We start from the raw sequence: 25,322 nt of genomic DNA on the forward strand, positions 1-25,322 counted from the left end.
CTCCCACCACGGACCTGATCTTTCCCCAGCGGCCGCCGGCGTGACGGCGGACAGGCCCGGGCATAGGATTTGAGGTGGGAAAATCCGTATCAATCCAGGAGAAAAAGATGATCTTCATCGTCGTCAAGTTCAAGGTCAAGCCGGACTGGACCGAGCGCTGGCCGCAGCTCACCGCAGATTTCACCGCGGCGACCCGCGGCGAGGAGGGCAACCTGTGGTTTGACTGGTCCCGCAGCCTGGAAGACCCGAACGAGTTCGTCCTTGTTGAGGCATTCAAGGACGACGCCGCTGCCGCCCACGTGAACAGCGACCACTTCCAGCAGGCCATGAAGGACATGCTCCCGGCCCTGGTGGAGACCCCACAGATCATTAACACGCTGATCGACGGCGAAGAATGGTCCCGGATGGGCGAACTCGAAGTTAAGTAGTGCCCCGGAGCGCGCCGGTTATTCCTGCAGGGAGTAGCCGGCGCGCTCCAGCATTTCCCGCAGGTCCACTACTGTCTGTTCGTCGATGTCCTTGCCCTTGGGCGGGGTGAGGTAGTCGGTTTGCCCGGCCAGGGTGACCTCATACTTGCCGTTGTGTTCACGCGTGGTGTCGGCAATGGCTTCGAGCAGCGAGCGCACGCGCTTCCACTCGATGTTGTGGGAGACCGGATGGCGCAGGATCTCGTTCAGTGTGTCCCGGTGGTGGTTGTTCAGGTGTTCGGGTGTGTCCGTCATGGGAACCTCCTCGTTCAAGTTCCCCACGCCGCGGACCTCAGTGCAAGGGGTCCGGCCGGAAGTCCAGGCCCAGGACGTCCCCCTCGGGTTCGATTTCCGCGCCGAAGTTGATGTTCACCAGGTCTGACCGGCTCTCCCAGCGGCCGGCGCCGGTGGTGTCCTCCTGGTACCGTGCGCGGGCCTTGCCGCCTGTGGCGTACACCGTCATTCCCAGTTCGGGCGTACCGGCGACGCGGTACTGCGGCGCGCGTTCCAGGGTCCACTGCACGTTCCGGATCCGCTCCGGCCCGACGCTGGCGTAGGCCTCGTTGGGACAGGCGGCCGGTGCCGCTTCCTGGCGGGCCAGGCAGGCAGCCAGGTAGGCGTCAGCCTGTGCCTCCACCGCCGGCAGCAGTTCCCCGTTCGCGGCCGGATGAAGTTTGACCGGTGCCGGTCCCCCGGCCATGCCCGGTTCCACGAGGACCTGCGTCCCGGGACCGTAGCTGAGATAGCGTTCGCGTGGCCCTTCAACGAGGTAGGAGCCGGGCAGCAGCAGCAGCTGGGCCGAGGTCCTATCGGACGGAAGCGGGTACCGGGTTCCGTTGATCCGGATCTCTTCCGTGCCGGCAGGGAACTCGACGTTCACGGTCCGTGCAGCCGATGGACCCAGCTGCCACTGCGTGAAGATCACGGCCCGCGGACCGGCCTTCCCAAGCCGGAATTCGACGGTTTTCCGCTCTCCGCCCTGGTCCACCAGGGCCTGGACGACGGCGGTTTCCTCCCTGATGTCCTGGCCCAGGATCTCGAAGCCGGTGATCTTTGCTCCGGCGGCGGCGAAGATTTCCGGGTCCCGGGGCACCAGTGCATCCGTAGCAGGCAGCAGCGCGTGGGCTGCCGCCTGGTCTCCGGACGCCAGGGCAGCCAGATAGTCCTCGGTGACTGCCTTCGGGCCCAGGACGTCCCTGCTGATGTATCCATGACCCAGGACCGCGGCACCCGCGAGCACGGCCGCACCGGCGGCAGCGAGGACGGCTGCCGAAACCAGGTGGCGGCGTCCGCCGGAACGGCGCCGTCCGCGCTCCCGGTCCGGTTTCCGGGACGGGGTTGCCGGGGCATCCGGAGTCTCCGGGGCAACGGAACCGGAGGCACGGCTGTCAGACTGCTGTGTTGAAACCGTCATGAAAAATCCCCCGGACTGCTAACTGTTCCCGGGTACTTCCTGGTGCTTCTGGGATCCGGGTGCCGACTCCCAAGATACCGCCCAGGCGGTCCGCTGCCTTCGGGCGGCACGCCCGGTTACGCCGAATGGCAGGCGCGCGGCTGCTATTCCGGGGCGAGGGACGGCATTCGTAGTCCAAAGACCCTGCGCAGCGCCTGCCCGGCGGCGTGGTAGCCGCCCATTCCGTGCACGCCGGGCCCGGGCGGGGTCGAGGCGGAGCACAGGAAGACACCCTCCAGGGGCGTGTTCCACGGAACCGGGGACAGGACCGGACGGCGGAGCGTCTGTCCCAGGGTCACTGCCCCGGCGCCGAAGTCCCCGCCCACGTAGTTCTCGTTGTAGGCAGCCAGGCCGCGCGCCGTCGTCGTCCGCGTTTCGACGACGACGTCCCGGAAGCCGGGTGCGAAACGTTCAATCCGGGCCGTTACCGCAGCAGCCATGTCCTGGTCCGATCCGGCCGGGACGTGGCAATAGGTCCATAGGATGTGCCGGCCCGCGGGTGCGCGGGTGGGGTCGAAGGTGCTGGGCTGGGAAAGCAGCACGTAGGGCTGCTCCGGGTGCCGGCCGGAGGCGACGGCGGCCTCGGAGGCAGCCGTTTCGGCGCGGGTTCCGCCCACGTGTACGGTTCCCGCTTCGGCGAGCGCCGGATTTGCCCACGGAACCGGCCCGGAGAGGATGAAGTCCACTTTGCAGGCGGCGTTGCCGTAGCGGAACTGCCGCAGCGCGCGCTCATAGCGTGCGGGCAGCCGCCCCTCGGCCAGCCGAAGCAGTCCGGCGGGGGCTGTATCCAGGATGACGGCACGGGAGCCGGAAAGTTCGCGGAGCGAGTCCACCCGGTGCCCGGTCTCCAGTTCCCCGCCGTGCGCGCGAAGGTCCTCCACCAGGGCGTCGGCGATGGCCTGGGATCCGCCCACGGGTACGGGCCAGCCAACGGTGTGGGCCAGCAGGGCGAGCAGCAGTCCGCCGCCGGCTGAGGGCAGGGACGGCAGCCGGCCGACGGGATGGGCCATCACGCCGGTCAGCAGGGCAGGGGCGGCATCTTCCGAGAAGCGCCGGTTCCAGGCACCGGTCCCCTGGTCCAGTGCCGCCAAGCCGAAGCGCAGCGCCGCCAGAGGTTCGCGGGGAATCTTCAGCAATGGGTCCATCAGCGTGCGCGTAATGGCTTCACTGTGCTGAACCAAAGGGCGCATCAGCGCGGACCAGGCCTTGCCGTCCGCCCCGAGCTCCCGGGCGGTGCGGTCCAGGCTGCGGTAGGCCACGGCGGCGCGGCCCCCGTCCAGCGGCTGGGCATAGGAAACATCCGGCACTTCCAGCCGGATCCGCTCGGAGAGACCAAAATCCCGGAAAAAGGGGGCTGCCAGCGCCATGGGATGCACTGCGGAGCACACATCGTGCCGGTGACCGGGACGGATGAGCTCGCTGGTGCGTGATCCTCCCCCCGCGGTGGGCGCAGCCTCAAGGACACGCACGGATAAACCCGCGCGGGCCATGGTGACCGCTGCCGCCAGGCCGTTGGGCCCGGCTCCCACCACGGTTACATCAGTCACGGCCCGCCCCTGCCCTGCCGCCTTTCAGGCGGGCGCTGGCGCTGCGCAGCAGCCCCGGAGCTTCCCGGCGCAGCCGAAGCGCAGCTGACAGGGCACGGTAGCGCAGCGGTGAAAGCGGAATGTCATAGGTGGTGGGAACGGTGACCACGGTCTTTGAGAAGTTGCGTTTGAACGTGGTCACGTTGGCGAGCGACGGGTAGTTCTCGCTCTCAATCCCGGTAAGTCCGCAGGCCGTGTTGCCGGCAGCCTTGAGGACCTTGAACGCTTCCCAGAGCAGCAGGTACGGGGCGTTGGTCTTGCGGGCGTCCCGTGAGCTTGCGGCGAAATAGTACACGGCGTAGCCGCGGTACTCGGTGGTGATCAGCCAGGAAACCGGCTTGCCCTCCACGTAGGCCACCATCAGGCGCAGGTAGTCACCCAGTTCGGTGAGCAGGGTTTCGTAGAAAGCCGAGTCGAAGCTGGAGAACCCGTCGCGGGCAGCGGTTTCCTGCATGATGGGGAACAGTTCGGTCCGGAAGACCTCGGCCCACCGTTCCCGTTCCACGGTGCGGACCTCCACGCCGAGCTTCTCCGCCTTGCGGATCAGGTTGCGGGCGTTGGGGCGGAAGGCCGCGAAGATCTGTTCCGTGTCCGGGGTCAGGTCCACCACGATTTCGCGTTCGTACCAGCCGTGCTCCAGCGGTCCCGTGACCGGCGGGCTCACATGCTCCACCTGCATTCGGACATACAGCGGGTCGACGGCGGGATCGGCGCGGAACTGCTCCTGCACGGTGGCCACCAGGCGTGCCTCGGCGTCGGGGGTCCGCTCAGTGAACCAGGTGGGGCCGTTAACGACTACCAGGGAAGGCCGCAGGCGCCGGCGGGACCGCAGGTAACTGGCGGTGGCAACCAGCTTCTCGCCGTCGTAATAGGCCCACACACCGTAGGGTTCGCGGCCCAGGCGGGTTTCGAAGTCCGCCCAGTAGGGAGTCTGCTCCAACGGAATGACAACACCGGGGTGCCGGGCCGCCAGGGACTCGAAGTCCTCGCGGGACAGCTGCTGGAAACGGTAGGGAGCGGGGGTCACATTGCTTCTTTCGCCGGGGCTGCGTCCGTCTCCAAGGGTACCCGAGGGCGGCGGGACAGCCTGAGCCGCCAGCGGTCCGGCGCCAGGTTGAACGGCCCGCCCTGCGGATCGTCGATGCCCATGCGCCGCACCGGATCAGTCCGCGGGTTCCAGATGTCCATCGCGACCCGGGCCATCAGGTACATGGTGGCAACCATGTGCCCCGCCACCGAAAGCACGAACCAGCCGGGATCAAGGTTGTTCTCCGGAGCTCCTCCGCCAATCAGGAACGCGAGGTAAAGCCAGATGGCCCAGAAGTGCATTACCTCGAAGAACTGCCAGATCAGGAAATCCCGCCAGCGCGGCCTCGCCAGTGCCAGCAACGGCACGAGCCACAGTACGAACTGGGGCGAGTAGACCTTGTTGGTGAGGATGAAAGCCGCCACGATCAGGAACACCAGCTGCGCGATCCGGGGCCGCTGCGGAGCCGCCAGGGCCAGGACGGCGATTCCCGCGCAGGCCAGGGCAAACAGGAAGTAGGCCCAGAAGCTGATGAACGCGGCGTCGACCGCGTGTTCGGGGAAGGTGATGTTCCAGGCCTGCCAGACGCTTGAATTGCCGGCGCCGCGGTCGCGGGAAAAATCGTAGAAGTATTTCCAGCCTTGGAAGTCGCGGAGCATGAACGGAACGTTGACCACCAGCCAGGTCAGGGCCGTGGCGGCGAAGGTGACGGCAGCAGCCCGCAGCTTCAGGGTCCGCAGGGCCAGGACGAGGACGGCTCCGAGGATCAGTACCGGATAGAGCTTCAGTGCCGTGCCAAGGCCCAGCAGGACGCCGGCCAGGAGCGGTTTGTTCCGGGCGAAGGCGAGCATGGCCAGGGCGGCCAGCATCACGGCCCAGATGTCCCAGTTGATGAACATGGACAGGATCATCGCCGGGGCAACCGCAACCATCGCCGCGTCCCAGGGGCGGCGGTTGGCCATGCGCATGGTGGCGATCACCGTCACGATCCAGGCCGCGGTGGCAAAGACGGCGTTCAAGTCAAAGTAGACCAGTCCGCGGGAATCAGCTCCCGCAGGGACGAGCCACGCTACAAACCCGGCCAGGAGCCCCAGCAGCACCGGGTACTCGAACTCGGACCCCGGGCTGATGAAGGGATAGATACCGGCGCCCAAGCCGCGGGCACCGAACAGCGCCGGCCAGTCCGAGTAGCAGGCCTGGTAGAACTGGTCGGACCAGCCGTTGAGCCGGCAGGGGGTCTTCGCCAGCAGCGCCAGCAGGGCCGCCGCGGTGGTCAGCAGAATGAGCACCCGCGGAATGGTGAAGAATCCCGGGGAAACGACTCCCGGGGCGGTGTACCGCCCCAGCGGGCCGCCCAGAACCTCGGTGAACCGGCGCAGCAGCCGGTCATTCCGGCTGGGTACTACAATCCGCATCGGCCGCCGGCGGGGAGTTGAATCCATGCCTACCAGTATGCAGGCGCGTTTCCCTCCGGCTTGGCGTTGTGGTCCGAAACAGGTCCGTCTTCACCGCTGCCGCGGGCTCACGGCGTACCGGGAGAGACCGCTGTCCGGAAAGGCTCAGGGAGCAGCCCGCAGGGTCCCCCCGCCGGCGAGCTGGTAGTCCTGTCCGTTGAGGTAGCCGTTTCCCTCCGCGCCCGGGTCGTAGGTGAGGGTGTGGCCGTTGCCCGTGATGTTGGTGATCTCGTTTCCCGTGACCAGTGCGCCCTGCACCGAGGTGGCTGATGAATCCGCGGTGAGTTCCACCGTGCTGGTGTTGTCCAGCCCGACGCCGACGTTGTCCAGGGCGCCGCTGATCCGGCTGTTCGCCGTGAGGGACACTGACAGCGTGCTCCCGTCGTCGGCAGCCAGCTGTCCTTCCAGCACCGTTTCCTGCAGTGACGCCGATGCACTGCCGCCATTGGAAACGCTGATCAGGGCTCCGGCCCCCGGCTCAAGCTTTGCCGCGTTGCTGAGGTTGAGTGTGGCGGCAACACCGTCCACGAAGACGGCGTGGCCGTCCTTGGCCGTCAGTGTTCCACCGGACATGGTGAAGGTTCCGCCGCCGGTGCTGCCGGGCGTGCTTGAGTACAGGTAGGCGCCGTGGGTGCCGCCGGTCAGCTCGGAGCTGGTGGCGCTCACTGAGTTGGCGCCCTCGACGACGGCGGCCTCCGCCAGTGCCGATGATCCGGTCAGGCCGCACACCGCGATGGTCCCGGTGGAGTAGATGACGGCGGAAAGTTCACCGCCCGCCGTCGCGCTTCCGCCGCTGACCTGGATGTCTCCCCCGCCGCGGTCCGTGGCGATGACGCTTGAATGGTCGCTGGCCGTGGAAAGCTCCGGACTCACGGCCGTGAGGCTCCCGCCGTCAGTGACCTCCAGGGCATGGGAGAAGCTGCCCTCGGTCTTCACGACCGCATCCTGCAGGGACGCCGATGAGCCCGTACCGGTCACAAAGACCCCGTTGGCGCCGGCACCGGCGGTTTCAACGGTGGTTCCGTTCATCGCCAGGGAGCCGCCTCCGGAGACCAGCACCGCCGCATTGAGTCCGGTAAAGCTCGAGGAATCCGTGTTGGAGCTGTCCCCGGACTTGCGGATGGTGGAGCTGCCAACCGCCTTCTGTTCACCGCTGCCCACTTCCAGTGCCGAACTGTCCGCGTCCGATGCCGCGAAATCCTTGTCCTCCGGGCTGGGTGTGGCCGACGGTTCGGGCAGTTCACATTCATCGGCCAGCTGCGGGGATGAAGACGGAGAGGGGGACTCCGCCGTCGGGCTCTGCGCAGGCTCGCTGCCGCTGGAGGTGCAGGCTGAGAGCCCGCCCCCGGCCAGGAGGCCGGCGGCTGCCAGTACGACGGCGGCGCGGGTGCGGAAGGCGGCTGGAATGTCATTCATGGTGCACTCCTAGCGGAGGATGGGCTCCGGCACTGTCCTTCCAGCGTAGGCTCGCCGGTTGGCCCTGCCACCGCCCGCGGCCCAAAACCGCTCAGCGGAGGGCTAGCCGGGTCTGTGTCTGCAGGGCGCCCGACTCGGTCTTGAGCTGGTGGAGCAGTGCGTCGAGTGCCGGCATGCCCGGCACCCGGACGTTCAGGAGGTAGTCGTACGGGCCGGTCACATGCACGGCGTCGCGGACAGCAGGATTGTCCTGTGCCCAGGCCAGGAACGAACGGGAATCGGCGTCCGGTTTCAGCCTTACGTCAATGAAGGCCTGCAGTCCCGCGCCGGGAACTGTACCGTTGCCGCCCTGGGGGCCGTGGCACTGGCGGCGGCCCTGTAGCGGGGCGAAATAGCCGAAAGCTACACCTCCCTTGAGTGTTTGCTGGACGAAGTAGACTGGGGCAGTTGCCTGCGCAGCCCGCTGCGTCACATCCGCGAGTCAGCGGCGGGCGGCGGCACAGGAATGTCTTCAAAGGAGAACCGTGGCAAATAACCCGATCCGGGTGGCAATCGTTGGTGTTGGAAACTGCGCAGCATCGCTGGTGCAGGGTGTCCAGTACTACCGCGACGCCGACCCGTCAGCAACCGTCCCAGGCCTGATGCACGTTCAGTTTGGCGACTACCACGTCAATGACGTGCAGTTCGCGGCCGCATTCGACGTCGACGCGAAGAAGGTTGGGCTGGACCTGGCCGACGCAATCGGCGCCAGCGAAAACAACACCATCAAGATTGCCGACGTTCCGCAGACCGGCGTGAAGGTACAGCGCGGCCACACCCTGGACGGCCTCGGCAAGTACTACCGCGAGACGATCAGCGAGTCCGATGAGGATCCGGTAGACATCGTCGCGGAGCTCAAGGCGGCGGAGATTGACGTCATGGTCTGCTACCTGCCGGTCGGTTCCGAGCAGGCAGCGAAGTTCTACGCCCAGTGCGCCATCGACGCCGGCGTGGCCTTCGTCAACGCCCTGCCCGTCTTCATTGCCGGCACCAAGGAATGGGCGGACAAGTTCACCGCTGCAGGCGTGCCGATCGTCGGCGACGACATCAAGAGCCAGATCGGTGCCACCATTACGCACCGTGTGATGGCCAAGCTCTTCGAAGACCGCGGCGTCACGCTGGACCGCACCTACCAGCTGAACGTGGGCGGCAACATGGACTTCAAGAACATGCTTGAGCGTGAGCGGCTTGAATCCAAGAAGATCTCCAAGACGCAGGCCGTCACCTCCAACGTCGCCGCTGAAATGGCCGCCAATGACGTCCACATTGGCCCGTCCGACTTCGTGGCCTGGCTCGACGACCGCAAGTGGGCCTTCGTCCGCCTCGAAGGCCGCAACTTCGGCGACGCCCCGGTGTCGCTGGAGTACAAGCTTGAGGTCTGGGACTCCCCCAACTCCGCCGGTGTGATCATCGACGCCGTCCGTGCAGCGAAGATCGCACTGGACCGCGGAATCGGCGGACCGATCCTCTCTGCCTCCAGCTACTTCATGAAGTCCCCGCCGGAGCAGTACAACGATGACATTGCCCGCGAAAAGGTGGAGCAGTTCATCCGGGGCGAAGCCGAGCGCTAAGCGTCTCCCTTCTCATCGAGATAGCAGAAAGTGCACGTCCCAGCGCTGGGACGTGCACTTTCTGCTATCTCGCTTAAAAGACCTAGAACAGGCCCGACGGCGTTCCGTCCGCGGCCACTCCCATGCGCAGCGCGGCGGGCTGCTTGGGCAGCCCCGGCATGGTCATCACTGCGCCGGTCAGTGCCACGATGAAACCGGCACCGGTCTTGGGCACCAGGTCCCGGACATGGATGGTGAAACCTTCCGGGGCGCCCAGCTTGGCAGCATCGTCAGAGAATGAAAACTGCGTCTTCGCCATACAGACCGGAACGTTCTCCCAGCCGTTTGCTTCGATTTCCTCCAGCCGGCGCAGCGCCGGAACTGAAAACTCGACGTCGTCCGCTCCGTAAATCTCCCGGACCACCGTGCGGATCTTCTCGGCGACACCCAGCTGCAGCGGGTACAGCGGCTGGAAATCCACGTTCCGCTTCAGTGCCGCCAGCACCTTCGCGGCGAGGTCATCCCCGCCCGGGCCGCCGCCGCCCTGCGCCCAGACATCCGCCACGGCGGCATCAACGCCTTCCTGCGAACACCAGCCAAGCAGCCATTCGACCTCCTCCGGGGTGTCGGTGGTGAAACGGTTGATGGCCACCACGGGCGAGAATCCAAACTTGCCAAGATTCCGCACATGCCTGCGGAGGTTTGCGGTGCCCGCTTCGAGTCCGGCGAGGTTCGGTTCGTCCAGCCGCTCCCGTGGCACACCGCCGTGCATCTTCAGTGCACGGACAGTGGCCACCACTACGACGGCGTCGGGCGCCACGTCTGCCACGCGCGAGGTGATGTCCATGTACTTTTCGGCGCCGAGGTCCGCCCCGAAGCCCGCCTCGGTAACCACCACGTCAGCCAGCTCCCGGCCCAGGGATGTGGCGATGACGGAGTTGCAGCCGTGCGCAATATTGGCGAAGGGTCCGCCGTGAACCAGCGCCGGAGTGCCGGCAATGGTCTGCACCAGGTTGGGCTTCAGCGCGTCCTTAAGCAGCAGTGCCAGTGCCCCCTGGACCCTGAGGTCCGCCACGGTCACCGGTTTCCGGTCCCAGGTGTAGCCAACGGTGATCCGGGCCAGCCGTGAGGTCAGGTCCTCGATGTCCGTTGCCAGGCAGAACACTGCCATGATTTCCGAGGCAACGGTGATGTCGAACCCGTCCTCGCGGACCGTGCCCTGCCCTGGACCGCCAAGGCCCACAACAATGTGCCGCAGAGAGCGGTCATTCATGTCCATGACGCGGCGGAACGTAATCCGCCGCGGGTCAATGCCCAGCTCGTTCCCCTGGAAAATGTGGTTGTCCACCAGGGCAGCCAGGGCGTTGTTGGCACTCGTGATGGCGTGGAAATCCCCGGTGAAGTGCAGGTTGATCTCCTCCATGGGAATCACCTGCGAATAGCCGCCGCCCGTGGCGCCGCCCTTCATGCCAAGGACAGGGCCCAGGGACGGTTCACGCAGGGCGATCACGGTTTTCTGCCCGGCTCGGGCCAGGGCGTCCCCGAGTCCAACGGTCACCGTGGATTTCCCCTCCCCCGCCGGCGTAGGGCTCATGGCGGTTACCAGGACAACCTTTCCGCGCTCGGCCCGTCGGGGCACCAGGGCAGGGTTCACCTTTGCCTTGTAGCGTCCGTAGAGTTCGAGCGCGTCCTCAGGTATGCCTGCAGAGCGCGCTACATCGGTGATGGGCTGCAGCGTCGCAGCCCGCGAAATTTCGAGGTCATTGGCCATGGCTCAACGCTGGCACCGGCACGGGGTCCCGTCAATGCGGCACACCAGCGCAGACAGGACAGTGTGTAGTTCCCGACGCCGTGTAGTTCCCGACGCCGTTTAGTTCCCGACGGCGTGGGCGGCAGACTGGTCTGCGGCATGCAGGTAGGACTGTGTGGTCAGGGCTGCCGTCCGCCGCCAGCCAAAGGACCGCGCGTGCTCTGCCGCGCTCCGGCCCAGCTCCATGCGCCAGGCACGGTGGTCATACAGCGCTTCGAATTCAACGGCCCAGCGTGAGGGATCATGGCCCTGGACGAGGACACCGGTGCTTCCGGAACTGACCGCTTTCGGCAAGCCGCCGACGTCGGCCGCGAGGACCGGGGTGCCGCAGGCCTGTGCCTCCAGCGCAACCAGCCCGAACGATTCGCTGAAGGAAGGCACTGCCACGACGTCCGCGGACCTGAACCATCCGGCGAGACCCGGGGGCGCCACGGGAGGATGCAGCTGGACAACGCCCTGCAGTCCGTGGGCGCGGATCGCGGCTTCAAGGTCCAGGACCTCGGATCCGCTGGGGGCGCCGAGGATACTGACCCGAAGCGGGATATCCGGACGGCAGGCCCGCAGCCGGGCTGCGGAGTCAACCAGGACCTGCGGACCCTTCATCCGCTGGATGCGCCCGGCGAAGACCACATGGAACTCGTCCCGGCGCAGGCCGCGGCGGGTGCGCGCCTCCTCCCGGCCGGCCGGGGAAAAGACCTCCAGGTCCACCCCGGGGGCAACCACGTCAATTGACGCCGGATCCGCGCCGTACCACGCTGCCAGCTCATCAGCCTCGGTGGTGGTGTTGGCGATCAGGCGGGCAGCCGAGTCAACAATGTCCTGTTCACCGTGGATCCGGACCTGCGGCTCGGGGGTTTCACCCGTCTGGAGCTGCAGGTTCTTCACCCTCGCCATCGTGTGCATGGTGTGGACCAGGGGAACATCCCAGTGCCGGGCCAGGCTGAGGCCGGCAACGCCGGAAACCCAATAGTGGGAATGCAGGGCATCAAAGCGTGGGCTGTGAAGGGCGGAGCGGGCTACGCCTTCCACCAGTTCGGCGGAGAGTTTGGGAAGGAGTTCCTTGGGAACCTTGCGGCGCGGACCAGCCGTGACATGGTGCACGGTAACCCCTGGTGCCAGCTCGACGGCATGGGGCTGGTCCGGTGCGCAGGCGCGCGTGAAGATATCCACTTCAACGCCCATTTTCGCCATCTCGACGGCAACGGAACGAACGTAGACATTCATCCCGCCCGCGTCGCCGGAACCAGGCTGTTCGAGCGGCGAGGTATGCAGCGAGAGCATGGCCACCCGGTTGACCTGGGGCACAGCACTCCCTTCGTCGCTGGCCTGTGTTCCCTACCTATCGACCATACAACGCCAACGGGTCCAGCTTTGTTTCCTTGTCCCCGGACTGCCGCGGAATTCCGGGGCAGTCCGGGCAAGGGTGTGCAGTTTCACCGCCCGTGAAAGGATGCCGGGGCGCTGAGCCTGAGCAGGCGCAGCTGACGCTGTTCCTGCTCCTCGACCAGCCGCCCGCTGGCGGCGGCACGGACGGCAGCGGCCCGCAGCAACAGGCGGAGCAGGCCCGCTGCCAGCTGGCGCCGCGAGGATGCAGGCCGGCGCACGGGCAGGGCCGAACCGGCACCGGCGCGGCGACCCATAGCGGCGTCCTTATGGGGTTGACGGGGGGCTGCCGGCTCCAGTCCGGCGGAGGGCAATTTGTAAAAAGGCATGACAAAACTCCGGAAAAAGGGCGCGCAAAAGCGCATGAATGATGAAAAGGGAAACGTCCGGAAAGACGGTTAAAGGGGGTCCACTGGGTTGCAGCAAATGAGGTCACGTCATTTAGGTGCGTTTTGCTGCAGCACTTTCCCGGTACGCGCCAGCGCAGAGTACTCCACAGAAACCGCAGAAGATCCGCTGAAGACGCAGGCCGCCGGGAAACTCTACGGTCAGTCCGGGAATGGCGCTTCTTCGAAGCACGCCCTAAGGCAGCCACGGTCCGTTCGGCAGAAGCCGGGACAGGAAGCGTCAGCGGGTGATCTGGCAGTGCCGGCCAATCGGTGCCGGGGGGCGGAGCTTAAGCCTGAGAGCCCGTTTCGCCCGGGAACCACCGAAGGCAGAGAACTGCGGGGACCGCGGTCCGCCGGATCATATCCGTGTAATCAAACACCACACTCCACCTCCTATTAAGTGGTTCTGTTTCCCGGGACTGGCACACAGTACTCGAGCCATATCATCGGGACTGACTGCACCGCATTCTTGCGGGCTCAAAAAATATAACCCGAAAGGGACGCGGCTGCCAAGCCTTTTCCGGAAAAACTTTTAAGAGTTTCCTACATATTCCATTTAAGGATCGCGGGCGTGTGCTTATCCCAGCCCAGGACGCAGACAGCGGCCGTTCCCAGAACCAGGTGCCGCCCGGCGTCGGGCGCGAGGCCCAGCCAGCGGGCAGCAAGTATCCGCAGGAAGTGGCCGTGGGCCACCAGCAGCGCCCGTTCAAGGGGAGCCGAGTCCGGTTCCTGGTCCATGGGCGTGCCGCAGCCGGCCTGCACCGTGGAGATGATGCGGTCTGCCCTCCCCGCGACCTGGGCCAGGGTCTCACCGCCGGGTACGCCGTCGTTCCAGATGATGTAGCCGGGGTTTTCCGCCCGGACGTCAGTGTTCCGCCGGCCTTCGTTAAGGCCGTAGTCCCACTCGTGCGCGTGCGGCAGCACTTCGGGAGAGGGATGCCCCAGCAGTTCGGCCGTTCGCCGGGCACGGACCAGGGGGGATGAGAAGACGCGGTCGAATTCGACGTCGCCGATTTTTTCCCGGGCGGCAGTGGCCTGGGCTTCGCCCTCCGGCGTCAGGGGGATGTCCGTGAGTCCGGTGTAGTTGCCCTGCCGGGACCATTCGGTTTCGCCGTGGCGCACGAGCCACAGGATGGGCAGCGGGGTCCCCGCCGGCGTCAGGTCAGGAACCGCGGGCCCCAGGTTCAGTGCGCTCATGACATTCCTTCTGTTGCCGATCCTGATTCGGGACGTTCCTGGGCCGGCGCGGACTCCGGCTGCTGCTGCCACCACTCGCGCAGCTTGGCTTCGGCCTCTCCTGGCGCACCCGGGCCGTTCTCCATCCGTTCTTCAAGCAGGAACCGGTACGCGCGGCCCACCACCGGTCCGGGACGGATGCCCAGCAGGTCCATGATCTGGCTTCCGTCCAGGTCCGGACGAATGGCTGCCAGCTCTTCCTGCTCGGCAAGCTTCTCGATCCGGGCTTCGAGGTCGTCGTAGGCGAACGCCAGTCTTTCGGCCTTGCGCCGGTTGCGTGTGGTGACGTCGGAGCGGGTCAGGCGGTGCAGGCGCTGCAGCAGCGGACCGGCGTCAGTAACGTAGCGGCGCACGGCGGAGTCGCTCCAGCCTGCGTCGCCGTAGCCGTAGAACCGCATGTGCAGCTCCACCAGCCGGGAGACGGCCTTGATGGTGTCATTGTCAAACCGCAGCGCCTTCATGCGTTTGGCTGTGAGCTTCGCGCCGACGACGTCGTGGTGCAGGAAGCTGACCGCACCCGTACCCTCGAAGCGCCGGGTAGCCGGCTTGCCGACGTCGTGCATCAGCGCCGCGAAGCGGAGCACAAAGTCCGGGGCGGGCACGGCGCCGTCAGGGCCGGTCTCAAGGTCGCAGGCCTGCCGCAGCACCGTGAGCGAGTGCTGGTACACGTCCTTATGGCGGTGGTGTTCGTCAATTTCAAGGCGCAGGGCTGCCACCTCTGGAAGAACGTAGTCGGCCAGGCCGCTCTCCACCAGCAGGTCCACGCCGTCCGCCGGCGTCTTGCCGTTGATCAGCTTCACCAGTTCATCCCGGACGCGCTCGGCCGAGATGATCTCGATCCGGCCTGCCATGTCCTTCATGGCGTCGAAGACCTCCGGTGCCACGGTGACGCCCAGCTGGGAGGCGAACCGTGCGGCGCGCATCATCCGCAGCGGGTCGTCGGAGAAAGACGACGACGGCGCCCCGGGAGTGCGCACAATCCCTTCGTGAAGGTCACGGACACCGCCGTAGGGATCCACCAGCTCCATCTGCGGCAGCCGCAGGGCCATGGCGTTCATGGTGAAGTCCCGGCGGTACAGGTCGTCCTCGAGGCGGTCCCCGAACGCTACGACCGGTTTGCGCGACTCCGAGTCATAGGCCTCTGAACGGTAGGTGGTGATTTCAATCTGGAAGCCGTCCTTGCGCATTCCGATCGTGCCGAACTCGCGGCCCATCTCCCAGTAGGTGTCGCACCAGCGCCGGGTGATAGCAATGATGTCATCCGGAAGGGCATTGGTGGTGAAGTCCAGGTCCGGGGACACCCGGCCCAGGAACAGGTCGCGGACCGGCCCGCCCACCAGGGAGAGTTCGAACCCGGCGGCCTCGAAGAGCTCACCGAGCTGCTCGATCACGCCGGGAAGCTCGGTGATGGGAAATGAACTGTCGGAAAGGTGCGCCATAGTGCTTTAAGCGTGCCAGATAATCCAGCCTCCGCGGACAATGCGTCCGCTCCGCGGCCCGGACACGCCGGGGTTGGCGCGGCGCCATGGGGTCCAGCTGTAAACGGTCATCATCGGCAGGCAAAGATAGTTACAGTGGGGGTATGGCCCATCCCGTCCCGAGTGCGCCCAAGCGGACCCCATTGACAGCGTCAATGGGCAGTTCAGCCGCGCATTCGGCACACTCGGCGCTTCCCACGGTGGAAGAGGTTTCCGCCGGGGGAATTGTGGTCAACTGCACTGACCCTGACCTGCCCGTAGCGATCATCGCCAGGCTCAACCGCGGCGGCCGCCTTGAATGGTGCCTGCCCAAGGGCCATCCCGAAGATGAGGAAAACAACGAGCAGGCGGCAGTCCGCGAAATCGCCGAGGAAACCGGGATCGACGGCAGGATCCTGACGCCGCTGGGCAGCATCGACTACTGGTTCACCGTGAGCGGGCACCGGGTGCACAAGACCGTGCACCACTACCTGCTCGAAGCCACCGGCGGCGAACTCACCATAGAGAATGACCCGGACCACGAGGCAGTGGACGTTGCCTGGGTTCCGCTGGCTGTGCTGGGCCGCAGGCTGTCCTTCCCCAACGAGCGGCGGATCGCGGACCTGGCCCGGGAAGTCCTGCCCAAGTACCGCTGACGCACCGCGCGGGACAGGCACCGGCTTTTGAGGAAAAACGGCCGCCGGGTGAGAGCATAAGGACATAATGGCCGTTCAGAATCCTGCTCCCAGTACCGCCCGCTCAAGTGCCGTCATGGCTGCGGGAACTATGGTCTCCCGTGTACTCGGGCTGGTCCGCACCTCCCTGCTCGCCGTCGCTATTGGCGGAGCCGGCGGCGTCACCGACCTTTTCTCCATCGCCAACGTCCTGCCGAACTTCATTTACCTCCTGGTAGCGGGCGGGGTGTTTAACGCCGTCCTGGTTCCGCAGATCATCAAGGCAAGCAAGCGCGAGGACCGGGGCGCGGAATATGTCTCTCGGATCATGACGCTGAGCCTGCTGTTCCTGGGTGCCGTGGCCCTGGTTGTCACCGTCGCCGCTCCGCTGGTCCTTTCGGTGGTCACGGAACTGACGGGCGACGAGCTGGCGCTGGCCACGGTGTTCGCCTATTGGCTGTTCCCGCAGATCCTCTTCTACGGTGCATACGCCGTGATTGGCCAGGTACTGAACGCCAACGGCCGGTTCGGCGCCTACATGTGGGCTCCCGTGGTCAACAACGTGGTCGCGATCAGCGGATTGATTCTTTTCATCAACCTGATCGGCCGGCAGACCAGCGAACAGTTCACGCCGGATAACTGGACGTCCTCCGCCACCCTGATCCTCGCCGGAAGCACCACCCTGGGCGTTGCGCTCCAGGCCCTGGTCCTGCTGGTCCCGCTGAAGAAGCTCGGACTGGGCCTGCGGCCTATTTTCGGAATTCGCGGAGTCGGCCTGGGTGAAACCGCGCGGGTGGCCAAGTGGACCATCATCACAATGCTCGTGGGCAACGGCGCTTACCTCGTCTATACGAACGTAGCTTCCATCGCCTCCGAGGCCAGGGAGTCCTTCCTGGCCATGGACCCGCCACGGCTGATCGCCGGCCAGTTCAACCTTGAAACCGGCGCGATGCTCTACATCATTCCGCACTCCGTCATCACGCTTTCCCTGGCTACGGTGCTCTTCAACCGCATGTCCCATGCCTTTGTGGAGAAGGACCTCGACGGCGTCCGGGAGACCATTTCGCGGGGGCTGCGGGTCATCGGTGTGGCAACCGTCTTCAGCGCCGCCCTCATGGTGGTCCTGGCCGGGCCCATCGGCATGTGGTTCGGCGGCGGTTCCAACGCCACCGCCGTCATCCAGGGCCAGGTCCTCGTCCTGCTGGCCGTGAGCGCGCCGTTCCTCAGCGCGACGTTCCTGATGAACCGTGCGTTCTACGCCAGCGAGGACGCCAAGACCCCCATGGTCATGCAGCTCATCCTGGCGGCCCTGGGTATCGGCCTGGCGCTGGCTGCCGCGGCCCTGCCTGCGGACAAGATCGTCTTCGGCCTCGCGGTGGCCTACTCGATAGGCAACATTGCCGCCGTCGTACTCAGCCACGTCTTCCTGAACCGGAAACTTGGCCACTACGGTGCTGCCCAGATTTTCGATGTGCATGTGCGCCTCACCGTGGCGGCACTCGGTTCGGCGGCCGTTGGCGCTGCTGCATTGGCGCTGCTGGGCGGCTACAGCCCGGACGGCTTTGCGTGGCGTTCCCTGGTGAGCGCCACCATTGTCCTGGGTATCTGCGGTGCACTGATGGCCGCCGCCTACCTTGGGATGCTGAGAGTGCTCAAAGTCCGCGAACTGGATGAACTCCTGAAACCGGCGCTGGCGAAGATCCGGCGCCGGGGCTGATACGGCCAACTCAGGTTTTGGCCCTGCGCGCGGGTAGCATGGGTACAAAGTGGGCAGTACCGGATGGGCTTGGCCCAAAAGATACTGCCCTGGTCCGCACCGGCCGCCCCACCGGCGCCGGTGGCAACACAGCTTGCAGTCATAGCCGTTTCCACGGGAGGAACACGTGCCACAGCCGGTAAATGCTGGGTCAGTGCTGGGCGGCCGATACAAGGTCACCGCACAGGTCCTGGCCTCAGCAGAGAATGACCTCGTCCTCGACGGCGTGGACCAGGTACTCAACCGTGCCGTAAGCATCCTCGTCGCTGCACCCCAGAACGCCAGCCAAGTCAGTGCCAGCGCCCGTGAAATCGCGATTGGCGAGCGTCACTCCACGGTCCAGATCCTCGATCTGGGCGTCAGCGACGGACGCACCTACCTGGTCACCTCGAAGGGCAACGCCGCAGACCTGCTTGACCTGGTCATCGAGCGAGACGCGCCCTACGTGGAACCGTTCTTCACGGACACGCTCGGGTCGGAGATCTTCGGAGTGGCACGTTCCCGTGAGCCTGAGACGGTCGAGGAAGACCGTTACGTCGAAGAGCACGCACCGCGGGACCGCAAGCCGCTGCTCTCCAACCTGCCCAAGCCGCACCTGCCGCGCTTCGGGCGCGGTGCCGGAGCAGCTGGCGCTGCCGGCGCAGGCGCTGCCGGGGTGGCCGGTGCGGAAGCCGAGCGGGACCTTGAGTTCGGCGGCCCGCAGGAGGCACCCGCCGAGGCCGCGACCGGCGCCGCCGTCGTTCCTCCGCCTCCCAGCCAGAGCCCGCGGACGGCGTCCTACTCTGCGCCCACCCGCGACACCCCCGCGCAGTCCCCCAAGGTCAGCCGCTGGGAAGAAGAGGAAGACGACTTCCCGGCCGAAGGCTACGCAACGGCCGGCTCCGGAGACCGCCGGGCCTCCAACTTCCCGCGCACCGCGCTGGGAGCGGACTACGAAACCGAAGAAGAGTACGACGGCTACGACGACGATGAGGACCAGCCCGCCCGCGGCAGCGACCGTAAATCCGGGCGCCTCCTGGTAGGCGGAATCCTCAGCGTCATCCTGCTGGTGGCAGTGGTGCTCGTCTTCACCAACCTTGGCCGCGTGGGAGACATGTTCGCGTCGGGGGACCCATCGCCGACGGTTTCCGAACAGCCGGCAACCACCGAAGAACCCGCTGAAGTCCCCGGAGCGGAGCTTCCGGCTCCCGTTACCACCGGAATTACGCGCCTGGTGCCCGGAAACCAGGAACTCGATTCGGTGAACGACGCCGCGCTGCCTCAGATCATTGACGGCAACCCTGCCAGCTACTGGTCCAGCTACGTGTACGCCTCGGATACCTTTGGCGGGCTGGCCCCGAGCCTGGCACTGGTCGTTGAACTGGAGGAGGAATCCGCCATTTCCAAGGTGGACATCACCCAGCTCAACGGCAGCGGCGGCAACTTCTCCGTCATGCTCAATGACTCCCCTTCCCTGGAGGGTGCCACCACCGTGGCACAGAGCGGCTTCACCGGGCCCGAAACCTCCATCACCGTGCCCAAGGGCGCGGACGGGGAACCGGCGTCGGCAAGCTACGTGATCATCAACTTCACCCAGCTGCCGCGCCTCAGCGGAGTGCAGGCCGAGTACCCCTGGGGCCTGCGGATCGCCGAGATCGGCGTGTCCTGACCCACGCATTCAGGCTGACGGGAACCGGCCCTGCAGCCCATCATGTGACGCGGGAGCCATTCGGAATAAGCTGTTCCGTGTCAGTGTTGTGAGGTGTGATTGGCGGTTCCACATGTTCCGCCCGCATTGTTCTACCGGAGCTCCACAAAGCCAAGGAAACACCAGGAAAGAGGTTCACAGCACGTGAGCACAGATATTCGTCCCGAAGCCGCTGGTTCCGGCCAGGAAGTCCGTGATGTCATCATCGTTGGATCCGGCCCTTCCGGTTACACCGCCGCCATCTACACGGCCCGGGCGAACCTCAAGCCTCTGCTGATCGCCAGCTCGGTCACCGCCGGCGGTGAGCTCATGAACACCACCGACGTGGAGAACTTCCCGGGCTTCCCGGAAGGCATCATGGGCCCTGACCTGATGGCCGGGCTAGAGAAGCAGGCCGACCGTTTCGGTACCGAGATCCTCTTCGAAGACGTTACCTCCGTAGACCTTGCCGGCGACATCAAGAAGGTCACCATCGGCACCGGGGAAACCTTCCTCTCCCGCTCTGTGATCATCTCTACCGGCTCCGCCTACCGCGAACTGGGACTCGAAGACGAGAAGCGGCTTTCCGGCCGCGGCGTCAGCTGGTGTGCAACCTGCGACGGTTTCTTCTTCAAGGGCCAGGACATCGCCGTCATCGGCGGCGGCGACTCTGCGCTGGAAGAGGCCCTGTTCCTGACCAAATTCGCTTCCTCGGTCACCATCGTCCACCGCCGGAACACGCTGCGTGCCTCCAAGATCATGCAGGACCGTGCCCTGGCCAACGAAAAGATCCGTTTCGTCTGGGATTCCGAGGTTGTCGGGATCCACGGCGAGGACAAGGTCACCGGCATCCGCCTGCGCAGCACGGTGGACGGAGCGGAGTCGGAGCTCAACGTAACCGGCATCTTCGTGGCGATCGGCAACGATCCGCGCGTGGACCTGGTCCGCGAGCAGCTGGAACTGACCGAGGCCGGGACCATCGCCGTCCAGGGACGCACTTCGAAGACCTCCCTCCCGGGCGTCTTCGCCGCCGGTGACGTCATCGACCCGACCTACCGCCAGGCCATCACCGCCGCCGGTTCCGGCTGCGTAGCGGCCCTCGACGTCGAGCACTACCTCGCAGACGTCGCCTCCACGGTGACCGCGGCCACCGTTCCCACCCCGGCGTCGGAAACCGTTTCCGAGAACGCTTCCGTCTAGAGATCCACAAGGAGCAAGAACCATGAGCAACGCCAAAGACGTAACGGATTCCTCGTTCAGCACCGACGTGCTGGCAGCCGACAAGCCGGTCATCGTGGACTTCTGGGCCGAGTGGTGCGGACCGTGCCGCATGCTCTCCCCCATCCTGGATGACATCGCCGCTGAGTACTCGGACAAGGTCGACGTCGTAAAGGTCAACGTCGACGACAACCCGGCCATCGCCGCGAAGTACGGCATCACTTCCATTCCGGCGGTCTACGTCTTCAAGGGCGGTGAGGTTGCGGCCACGTCCATCGGTGCCAAGCCGAAGCAGGTCCTTGAGCAGGAATTCGCGGCCTACCTGAAGTAGGTCCCCACTATGCATCCGACGGACGAGAGTCTGCGGAGGCTGGACTCCAGCCGGCGCGTGGTGGCGCTTCGTGAAGCGCTGCTGCGTGCCGGCATTTCCATGTCCTACCTCGCCCCCGACTCGGTCAATAACCCGGCGGTCTTCGACGACCACGTGGACGCAGCCGTGCGCGCCTTCCAGCAGAGCCGCGGCCTGATTGTCGACGGCGTTGCCGGGCCCGACACCCAGCGCGCGCTGGCCGAGGCGCAGTTCCGTTTTGGGGACCGGGTACTCGCCTTCTCCGAGGATCAGCCTGCGGTACGCGGAGACGACGTCGCGGAGCTGCAGCGCCACCTCTCCCACCTGGGTTTCTACTACGGCCACATTGACGGGGAGTTTGGGGTCCGAACCCGCTACGCGGTGGCCGAGCTGCAGGAGAACCTAGGGATTCCCGGCACCGGCGTCTGTGACGGGGACACGATGACCGCTATGTCACGCGTCAACCGGGCAATTTCACCCAGCCAGGCGTATGCACTGCGCGACTACGAGCGGCTGGACCGCTCCACGGCAGCGCTGCGCGGACGGACCATCACCCTCAACACCGGCAAGTCCACGACGCCCTCCGCGCATGTTGCCGAGCGGTTGACCGGAGAGCCCCTCACCGAACTGCTGGTGGCTACTGACGTGCGGGTACGGGTTGAGCGCATCCTGCGGGAGTTCGGCGCAGAGGTGGTGGAGTTCGACGCCGCTGCTGCCGCAGAGGGAGCCCCAGGCCGCACACCAAGCCTGAACGTGAACATCCACTGTGACTGGCTGGACCAGCCGGCGGCCTCGGGTATAGCCGCCTACTACTGGGGGCTTCCCGTCACGGGTGAGCCGCGGTCCCCCATTGGCCAGCGCGCAGCCATCCTCATGATCAAGGAGCTCGCCGCGCGTACCGACATGGCAAGTCTCGGCGTGCACGCCCGCACGTGGGACACGCTCAAGCTGCCGGGCATCCCTTCCGTCGGAATCGATCTTGGGTACCTCAGCAACTTCCACGACGCACACCGGCTTGCTGATCCGGTGTTCCGGCAGACGGTCGCGGATTCGATTGTCATCGCCATCCAGCGCCTGTACCTGCTGGAGGAGGAAGACCAGCCCACCGGCACCCTGGCACTCGATGACGTGAGCCGTTTCAACCCGATGGAAGACCGCCGCCGGGTTTCCGGCCTCTAATAACCCCGTAAATGCCGCGCAGACCAGGATTTGGTCTGCGCGGCATTGCTCATTTTGTTGGGACACTATTCCGTGTTGTTTCTGCCGTGAAACTACCGGTCTGGGAGCCATTCCGTTCCAAGCACGGCCTCCGACCACCGTCACGTTAGCTTTGTGTCCTGGCACTCGCGCGGCCCCGGCATAGTCATCCCGATGCTCGGCCCCCTAGTGGCAACGCGAGAAGCAGCTGCAGTTTTGAGCCATTCGGGTGAGCTAGGGAGGAAGTTATGGGCAAGGTTGTCTTGTAGGGATGCGTTTCGGTTGACGGCCATATATCGGACGAACAGGACCAGCCAGGGCCGCTGTTCGACTGGCTGACCAACGGCGACGTCGCACTGGGCGCCGATGGTCAGCTTCGGGTTACTCAGACCTCCTACGATTACACCCAGTCGTACTGGGACCGGATCAGCGTGACGATCGCCGGGCGTCGGGTGTTTGACCTGACGGATGGCTGGGGTGGGGCACCACCATCGGGTGTGGACCACATGGTGATTGTTACGCGCAGGCCTCCCCCAGAGGGTTGGGGGTCCGCGAGGCTCATTTTTCTTCGCCGACGGGGTTGAGGCAGCCGTTGCCAGGGCCCAAGATCTGGCCCGCGATCGGATAGTCGAAGTTGCCGCCGGTGACATCGGTGGACAGACATTCGCTGCCGGCTTCGTCGATGAGGTGCGGATGGATATTGCCCCCGTTGCGTTCGCGGCAGGTCACCGCTTTTTCGGCAGCGTCGACGCTATGCACTCCCTCGGCGATCCCCGGTGGTTACCGGCAAGGGAGTACTCCACGTGCGCTATGACGTTCATGCGATGTAGTGGATCGATGCGCAGCGGTGTCGCCCATTCCGGGATGCTCAAATACTCGCACTCACTTGGACCATTACCTACCTGCGCCTCGGTATCTACTCACGGTCGCTGTAGGCACTACGCGAAGTAGCTACGCTATTTATGCCGGCCGGCGTTGAGATCATTCTAGTATCGAGCAACCCCGTAGCTGATGCCCAGTAGATCGCACGGGATTCTCGCGGAGCTCGACGACACTCGGCCCGCGGATGTACTCCTTCGAAAATGCGAGGTGCCGAGCCGTTCCTCGTCAATTCCTGCCGCTGATTCGGCACCCGCAGGTGTTTCACGTGAAACGCGTACAGTCAGCCCGGTGTCGCAGTTATCACGCGTGGGTCCGGCGTAGACTTCCGAAATGAAAGCCGTGAGTACCTGTCAGACCCAAATCTCTCCGGGGTTTTCATTACATTCTCATTGTCGATGGTTGTGCTGGCGCCACCTAGTCTGTGAATAGCTCGGTGTTCTCATCGCGGTCCTTGATGGGTGAGCCGGAGGGGTGTGTGGCGCCCGCATGAAAACAACAAGCACGATTCCTGTGTTGCATCCGCCTACTTTGCGGGACGGCAACGTTCAATGGCTCCGGCTGGCCCGATAGTCCACCACGGTTAGAACGCGGGACTCGCTCGCGCACAGGTTCCATGACAGTCTCCTCGGGATGATGCACGTAAGGATGCCAGTGACCGTGGGTAAGGCCTACCAACAACTGCATGGAGCCGTTTCGATTCCACGTAATTCCGCCGCACCTGGGCGCTGAAAATACGAGGTCACCTTAGGAACCGCCATCGGCTGAGGAACTCCCTCTGTACGCGACTATTGTCAGCAGCGGCGTCAAGCTTGCCGCAACCTTGTAGTGCTGGTACAGACGGCCATGAGGGACTCCCGCCGCATCCCTCGTGCCCCTGCAGCCGGCCGTGCCGAGGCCAGGACGGGCCGTTTCACGTGAAACGATGACGACGTTCAGCGTGCTATCTGAGGTGCCAGGGCAACCCACGAGGCAAACGAGTGAGTCGAAAGGCGTGTGACTGGGCCGGAAGCACTCACCGCGAAGAGCGCACCGACAGGACTATGGCGCAACGTTGGATATTCTCCGCGCATTAGGACTGGATCGAAAAGTGGCTGCCTTAAAGTAGCTACATCCATGCGGCGCGGGGCTGATCCGGCCCATGGCATACCGTATAGACCCGATGGCTCGACGAACTACCTGCGCACGGGCTCATTGCGAGTTGCCGCTTGTCGTGGCCAAGGAAATACGGAGGGTTTGCCACGCCGACAGAGGCCGCACATGTGGGCGTCGCCGACAGCCGATGTATTTGTGCGTCGCCGACACGGCATGCGATTGCCGCGCCCAGGGAACAGCCTGAAAATGATCGTCGTTTCACGTGAAACTGGGGGTCCGCATTCCTACGAACACCTGGCTTTCAAACCCGAGCCATTCGTTGGCAAGATCCCTGCACCCAATGAGCATCCTGAGGAACACAAGTTGCGTGCCATAGGGGATCACTACTGCCAAGAGGTGCACTGCAGTATGTCTTGAGCTCCGACAAGTGGAGCGAGGTTTCTGTACGAACTCTCTTGGAAGAATTGGGCGTAGACCTGTCAGCCGCGAAACAATGTTGCTGCATCTCCCCTCACCTCCGGGATCCGCTTTCAAGGACGTGTCGAAAGGCGCCGTTTCACGTGAAGCGGAACGAGCCAGGTGAAACAGCTGGGAACTTAGGCGTGGCGTGTTGATCCCGCGAATTAGCCCATAAACAGGACTGCTTCGCAGTAAACGCGGGATCGGTGTGGCCGTCACTGAGCCTGCACGACGTCGCCTGTGCTCCTTTGGGCACGCTCTAGTTGCCGTGTCAGCCCTCAGAGCTTCCCCTGAGCGGCGTCACGCTCGCAGGCGCCATGGCTGTGCGCACTCATCCCGGTTTCACGTGAAACAGCGCGAACTTACTCGAGTTCGTTCCAATTTGAAGCGAGACGTCAAGCATCCGAACGGAGACACCGAAAGAATTTGAGGGTGCTCTCGATCACCGGAAGGAAAGCGGAACCCAGAATAGTTCTTCCCCATGTGGTTTCCTTGGGACTAGGACCAGGAGTTCCTGTGTTTCACACCCCAGGCACACATACCTATTTGGTTGTAATGATCGAAATGGTTATGAGGTGCTGGTCGAACAAACCTCCTTTGTTGATGTCAGTTTTCCATATTCGGGGTCGACCTTCACGTTCGTTGCCCACCGGCGGACAGTCCTCCACAGCCTTGCTTCAAATGGTGCACGCTATGTCCTAGCTCGCTTAACTCGCGTGACAGACCGTTTCACGTGAAACGCTGTCAGCCCATACGGGCAAC

General features: G+C 64.9%; 21 protein-coding genes. 8 read left to right on the forward strand and 13 right to left on the reverse strand.

All coding sequences use genetic code 11. From position 1 onward, the window contains the following. The first annotated feature begins 107 nt into the window (after positions 1-107). A complete protein-coding gene (locus ACSLGO_RS03010; protein WP_091601507.1) occupies positions 108-428 on the forward strand; it encodes a putative quinol monooxygenase in 321 nt (106 codons plus the stop codon). Between the two features lie 18 nt (positions 429-446). Here ACSLGO_RS03010 and ACSLGO_RS03015 read toward each other — a convergent pair whose 3' ends face one another. The 7 genes from ACSLGO_RS03015 to ACSLGO_RS03045 all read right to left on the reverse strand — a co-directional run bounded on the left by ACSLGO_RS03015 (position 447) and on the right by ACSLGO_RS03045 (position 7,875). Next, on the reverse strand, positions 447-722 hold the full coding sequence (locus ACSLGO_RS03015) for a hypothetical protein (RefSeq protein ID WP_277664428.1): 276 nt from the start codon (positions 720-722) through the stop codon (positions 447-449). Positions 723-759: 37 nt separating this feature from the next. Further along, positions 760-1,881, reverse strand: a complete 1,122-nt coding sequence (locus tag ACSLGO_RS03020) for a hypothetical protein (RefSeq protein ID WP_325786191.1) — start codon at positions 1,879-1,881, stop codon at positions 760-762. A gap of 143 nt (positions 1,882-2,024) precedes the next feature. Further along, complete coding sequence (locus ACSLGO_RS03025; RefSeq protein ID WP_436399869.1) at positions 2,025-3,467, reverse strand: phytoene desaturase family protein; 1,443 nt, start codon at positions 3,465-3,467, stop codon at positions 2,025-2,027. Further along, positions 3,460-4,533, reverse strand: coding sequence for a lipid II:glycine glycyltransferase FemX (locus ACSLGO_RS03030; protein WP_386885898.1), 1,074 nt, complete (start codon positions 4,531-4,533; stop codon positions 3,460-3,462). The genes ACSLGO_RS03025 and ACSLGO_RS03030 overlap by 8 nt, the downstream gene beginning before the upstream one ends. Continuing rightward, on the reverse strand, positions 4,530-5,975 hold the full coding sequence (locus ACSLGO_RS03035; RefSeq protein ID WP_091600896.1) for a glycosyltransferase family 87 protein: 1,446 nt from the start codon (positions 5,973-5,975) through the stop codon (positions 4,530-4,532). Before ACSLGO_RS03035 ends, ACSLGO_RS03030 begins: the two co-directional genes overlap by 4 nt. 117 nt (positions 5,976-6,092) lie before the next feature. After that, the gene (locus ACSLGO_RS03040) at positions 6,093-7,403 is read right to left on the reverse strand and encodes a hypothetical protein (protein ID WP_436399871.1); all 1,311 of its coding nucleotides are present in this window, start codon (positions 7,401-7,403) and stop codon (positions 6,093-6,095) included. Between the two features lie 91 nt (positions 7,404-7,494). Further along, positions 7,495-7,875, reverse strand: a complete 381-nt coding sequence (locus tag ACSLGO_RS03045) for an Lrp/AsnC ligand binding domain-containing protein (RefSeq protein WP_419242531.1) — start codon at positions 7,873-7,875, stop codon at positions 7,495-7,497. Positions 7,876-7,927: 52 nt separating this feature from the next. Between ACSLGO_RS03045 and ACSLGO_RS03050 the strand changes: the two genes are divergently transcribed. Continuing rightward, complete coding sequence (locus tag ACSLGO_RS03050; protein ID WP_091600894.1) at positions 7,928-9,013, forward strand: inositol-3-phosphate synthase; 1,086 nt, start codon at positions 7,928-7,930, stop codon at positions 9,011-9,013. 82 nt (positions 9,014-9,095) lie between these two features. Here ACSLGO_RS03050 and ACSLGO_RS03055 read toward each other — a convergent pair whose 3' ends face one another. From ACSLGO_RS03055 to ACSLGO_RS03075, 5 genes are all read right to left on the reverse strand, one after another. Further along, on the reverse strand, positions 9,096-10,763 hold the full coding sequence (locus ACSLGO_RS03055) for a formate--tetrahydrofolate ligase (RefSeq protein WP_436399873.1): 1,668 nt from the start codon (positions 10,761-10,763) through the stop codon (positions 9,096-9,098). Positions 10,764-10,862: 99 nt separating this feature from the next. Continuing rightward, complete coding sequence (gene mshA / locus ACSLGO_RS03060; RefSeq protein WP_436399874.1) at positions 10,863-12,107, reverse strand: D-inositol-3-phosphate glycosyltransferase; 1,245 nt, start codon at positions 12,105-12,107, stop codon at positions 10,863-10,865. 128 nt (positions 12,108-12,235) lie between these two features. After that, the gene (locus tag ACSLGO_RS03065) at positions 12,236-12,442 is read right to left on the reverse strand and encodes a hypothetical protein (protein WP_386917692.1); all 207 of its coding nucleotides are present in this window, start codon (positions 12,440-12,442) and stop codon (positions 12,236-12,238) included. Between the two features lie 675 nt (positions 12,443-13,117). After that, entirely contained in the window at positions 13,118-13,771 is a 654-nt protein-coding gene (locus ACSLGO_RS03070; RefSeq protein WP_091600890.1) for a histidine phosphatase family protein, read from the reverse strand. Then, positions 13,768-15,249: a CCA tRNA nucleotidyltransferase gene (locus tag ACSLGO_RS03075; RefSeq protein WP_419242528.1), complete on the reverse strand. Its 1,482-nt coding sequence runs from the start codon at positions 15,247-15,249 to the stop codon at positions 13,768-13,770. The genes ACSLGO_RS03070 and ACSLGO_RS03075 overlap by 4 nt, the downstream gene beginning before the upstream one ends. A 194-nt stretch (positions 15,250-15,443) precedes the next feature. On the opposite strand from ACSLGO_RS03075, the gene ACSLGO_RS03080 reads away from it, so the two are divergent. The 6 genes from ACSLGO_RS03080 to ACSLGO_RS03105 all read left to right on the forward strand — a co-directional run bounded on the left by ACSLGO_RS03080 (position 15,444) and on the right by ACSLGO_RS03105 (position 22,109). Further along, positions 15,444-15,923, forward strand: coding sequence for an NUDIX hydrolase (locus ACSLGO_RS03080; protein ID WP_377955039.1), 480 nt, complete (start codon positions 15,444-15,446; stop codon positions 15,921-15,923). A gap of 67 nt (positions 15,924-15,990) precedes the next feature. After that, positions 15,991-17,658 carry a murein biosynthesis integral membrane protein MurJ gene (gene murJ, locus ACSLGO_RS03085; RefSeq protein WP_436399875.1) on the forward strand — a complete coding sequence of 556 codons (1,668 nt, stop codon included), beginning with the start codon at positions 15,991-15,993 and terminating at the stop codon, positions 17,656-17,658. Positions 17,659-17,824: 166 nt separating this feature from the next. Continuing rightward, on the forward strand, positions 17,825-19,345 hold the full coding sequence (locus ACSLGO_RS03090) for an ABC transporter substrate-binding protein (RefSeq protein WP_386885912.1): 1,521 nt from the start codon (positions 17,825-17,827) through the stop codon (positions 19,343-19,345). A 183-nt stretch (positions 19,346-19,528) separates the two neighbouring features. Beyond that, positions 19,529-20,563, forward strand: coding sequence for a thioredoxin-disulfide reductase (trxB, locus tag ACSLGO_RS03095; protein WP_226802354.1), 1,035 nt, complete (start codon positions 19,529-19,531; stop codon positions 20,561-20,563). 22 nt (positions 20,564-20,585) lie between these two features. Beyond that, positions 20,586-20,912 carry a thioredoxin gene (gene trxA, locus ACSLGO_RS03100; protein WP_055242830.1) on the forward strand — a complete coding sequence of 109 codons (327 nt, stop codon included), beginning with the start codon at positions 20,586-20,588 and terminating at the stop codon, positions 20,910-20,912. A 9-nt stretch (positions 20,913-20,921) separates the two neighbouring features. Next, complete coding sequence (locus tag ACSLGO_RS03105; RefSeq protein WP_277664722.1) at positions 20,922-22,109, forward strand: peptidoglycan-binding protein; 1,188 nt, start codon at positions 20,922-20,924, stop codon at positions 22,107-22,109. Between the two features lie 576 nt (positions 22,110-22,685). Here the strand turns inward: ACSLGO_RS03105 and ACSLGO_RS03110 are convergent. Next, positions 22,686-22,886: a hypothetical protein gene (locus ACSLGO_RS03110; RefSeq protein ID WP_436399878.1), complete on the reverse strand. Its 201-nt coding sequence runs from the start codon at positions 22,884-22,886 to the stop codon at positions 22,686-22,688. Positions 22,887-25,322: the final 2,436 nt, after the last annotated feature.

The sequence above is a fragment of the Arthrobacter sp. IK3 genome (assembly GCF_051337705.1).
GTDB lineage: Bacteria > Actinomycetota > Actinomycetes > Actinomycetales > Micrococcaceae > Arthrobacter_B > Arthrobacter_B koreensis.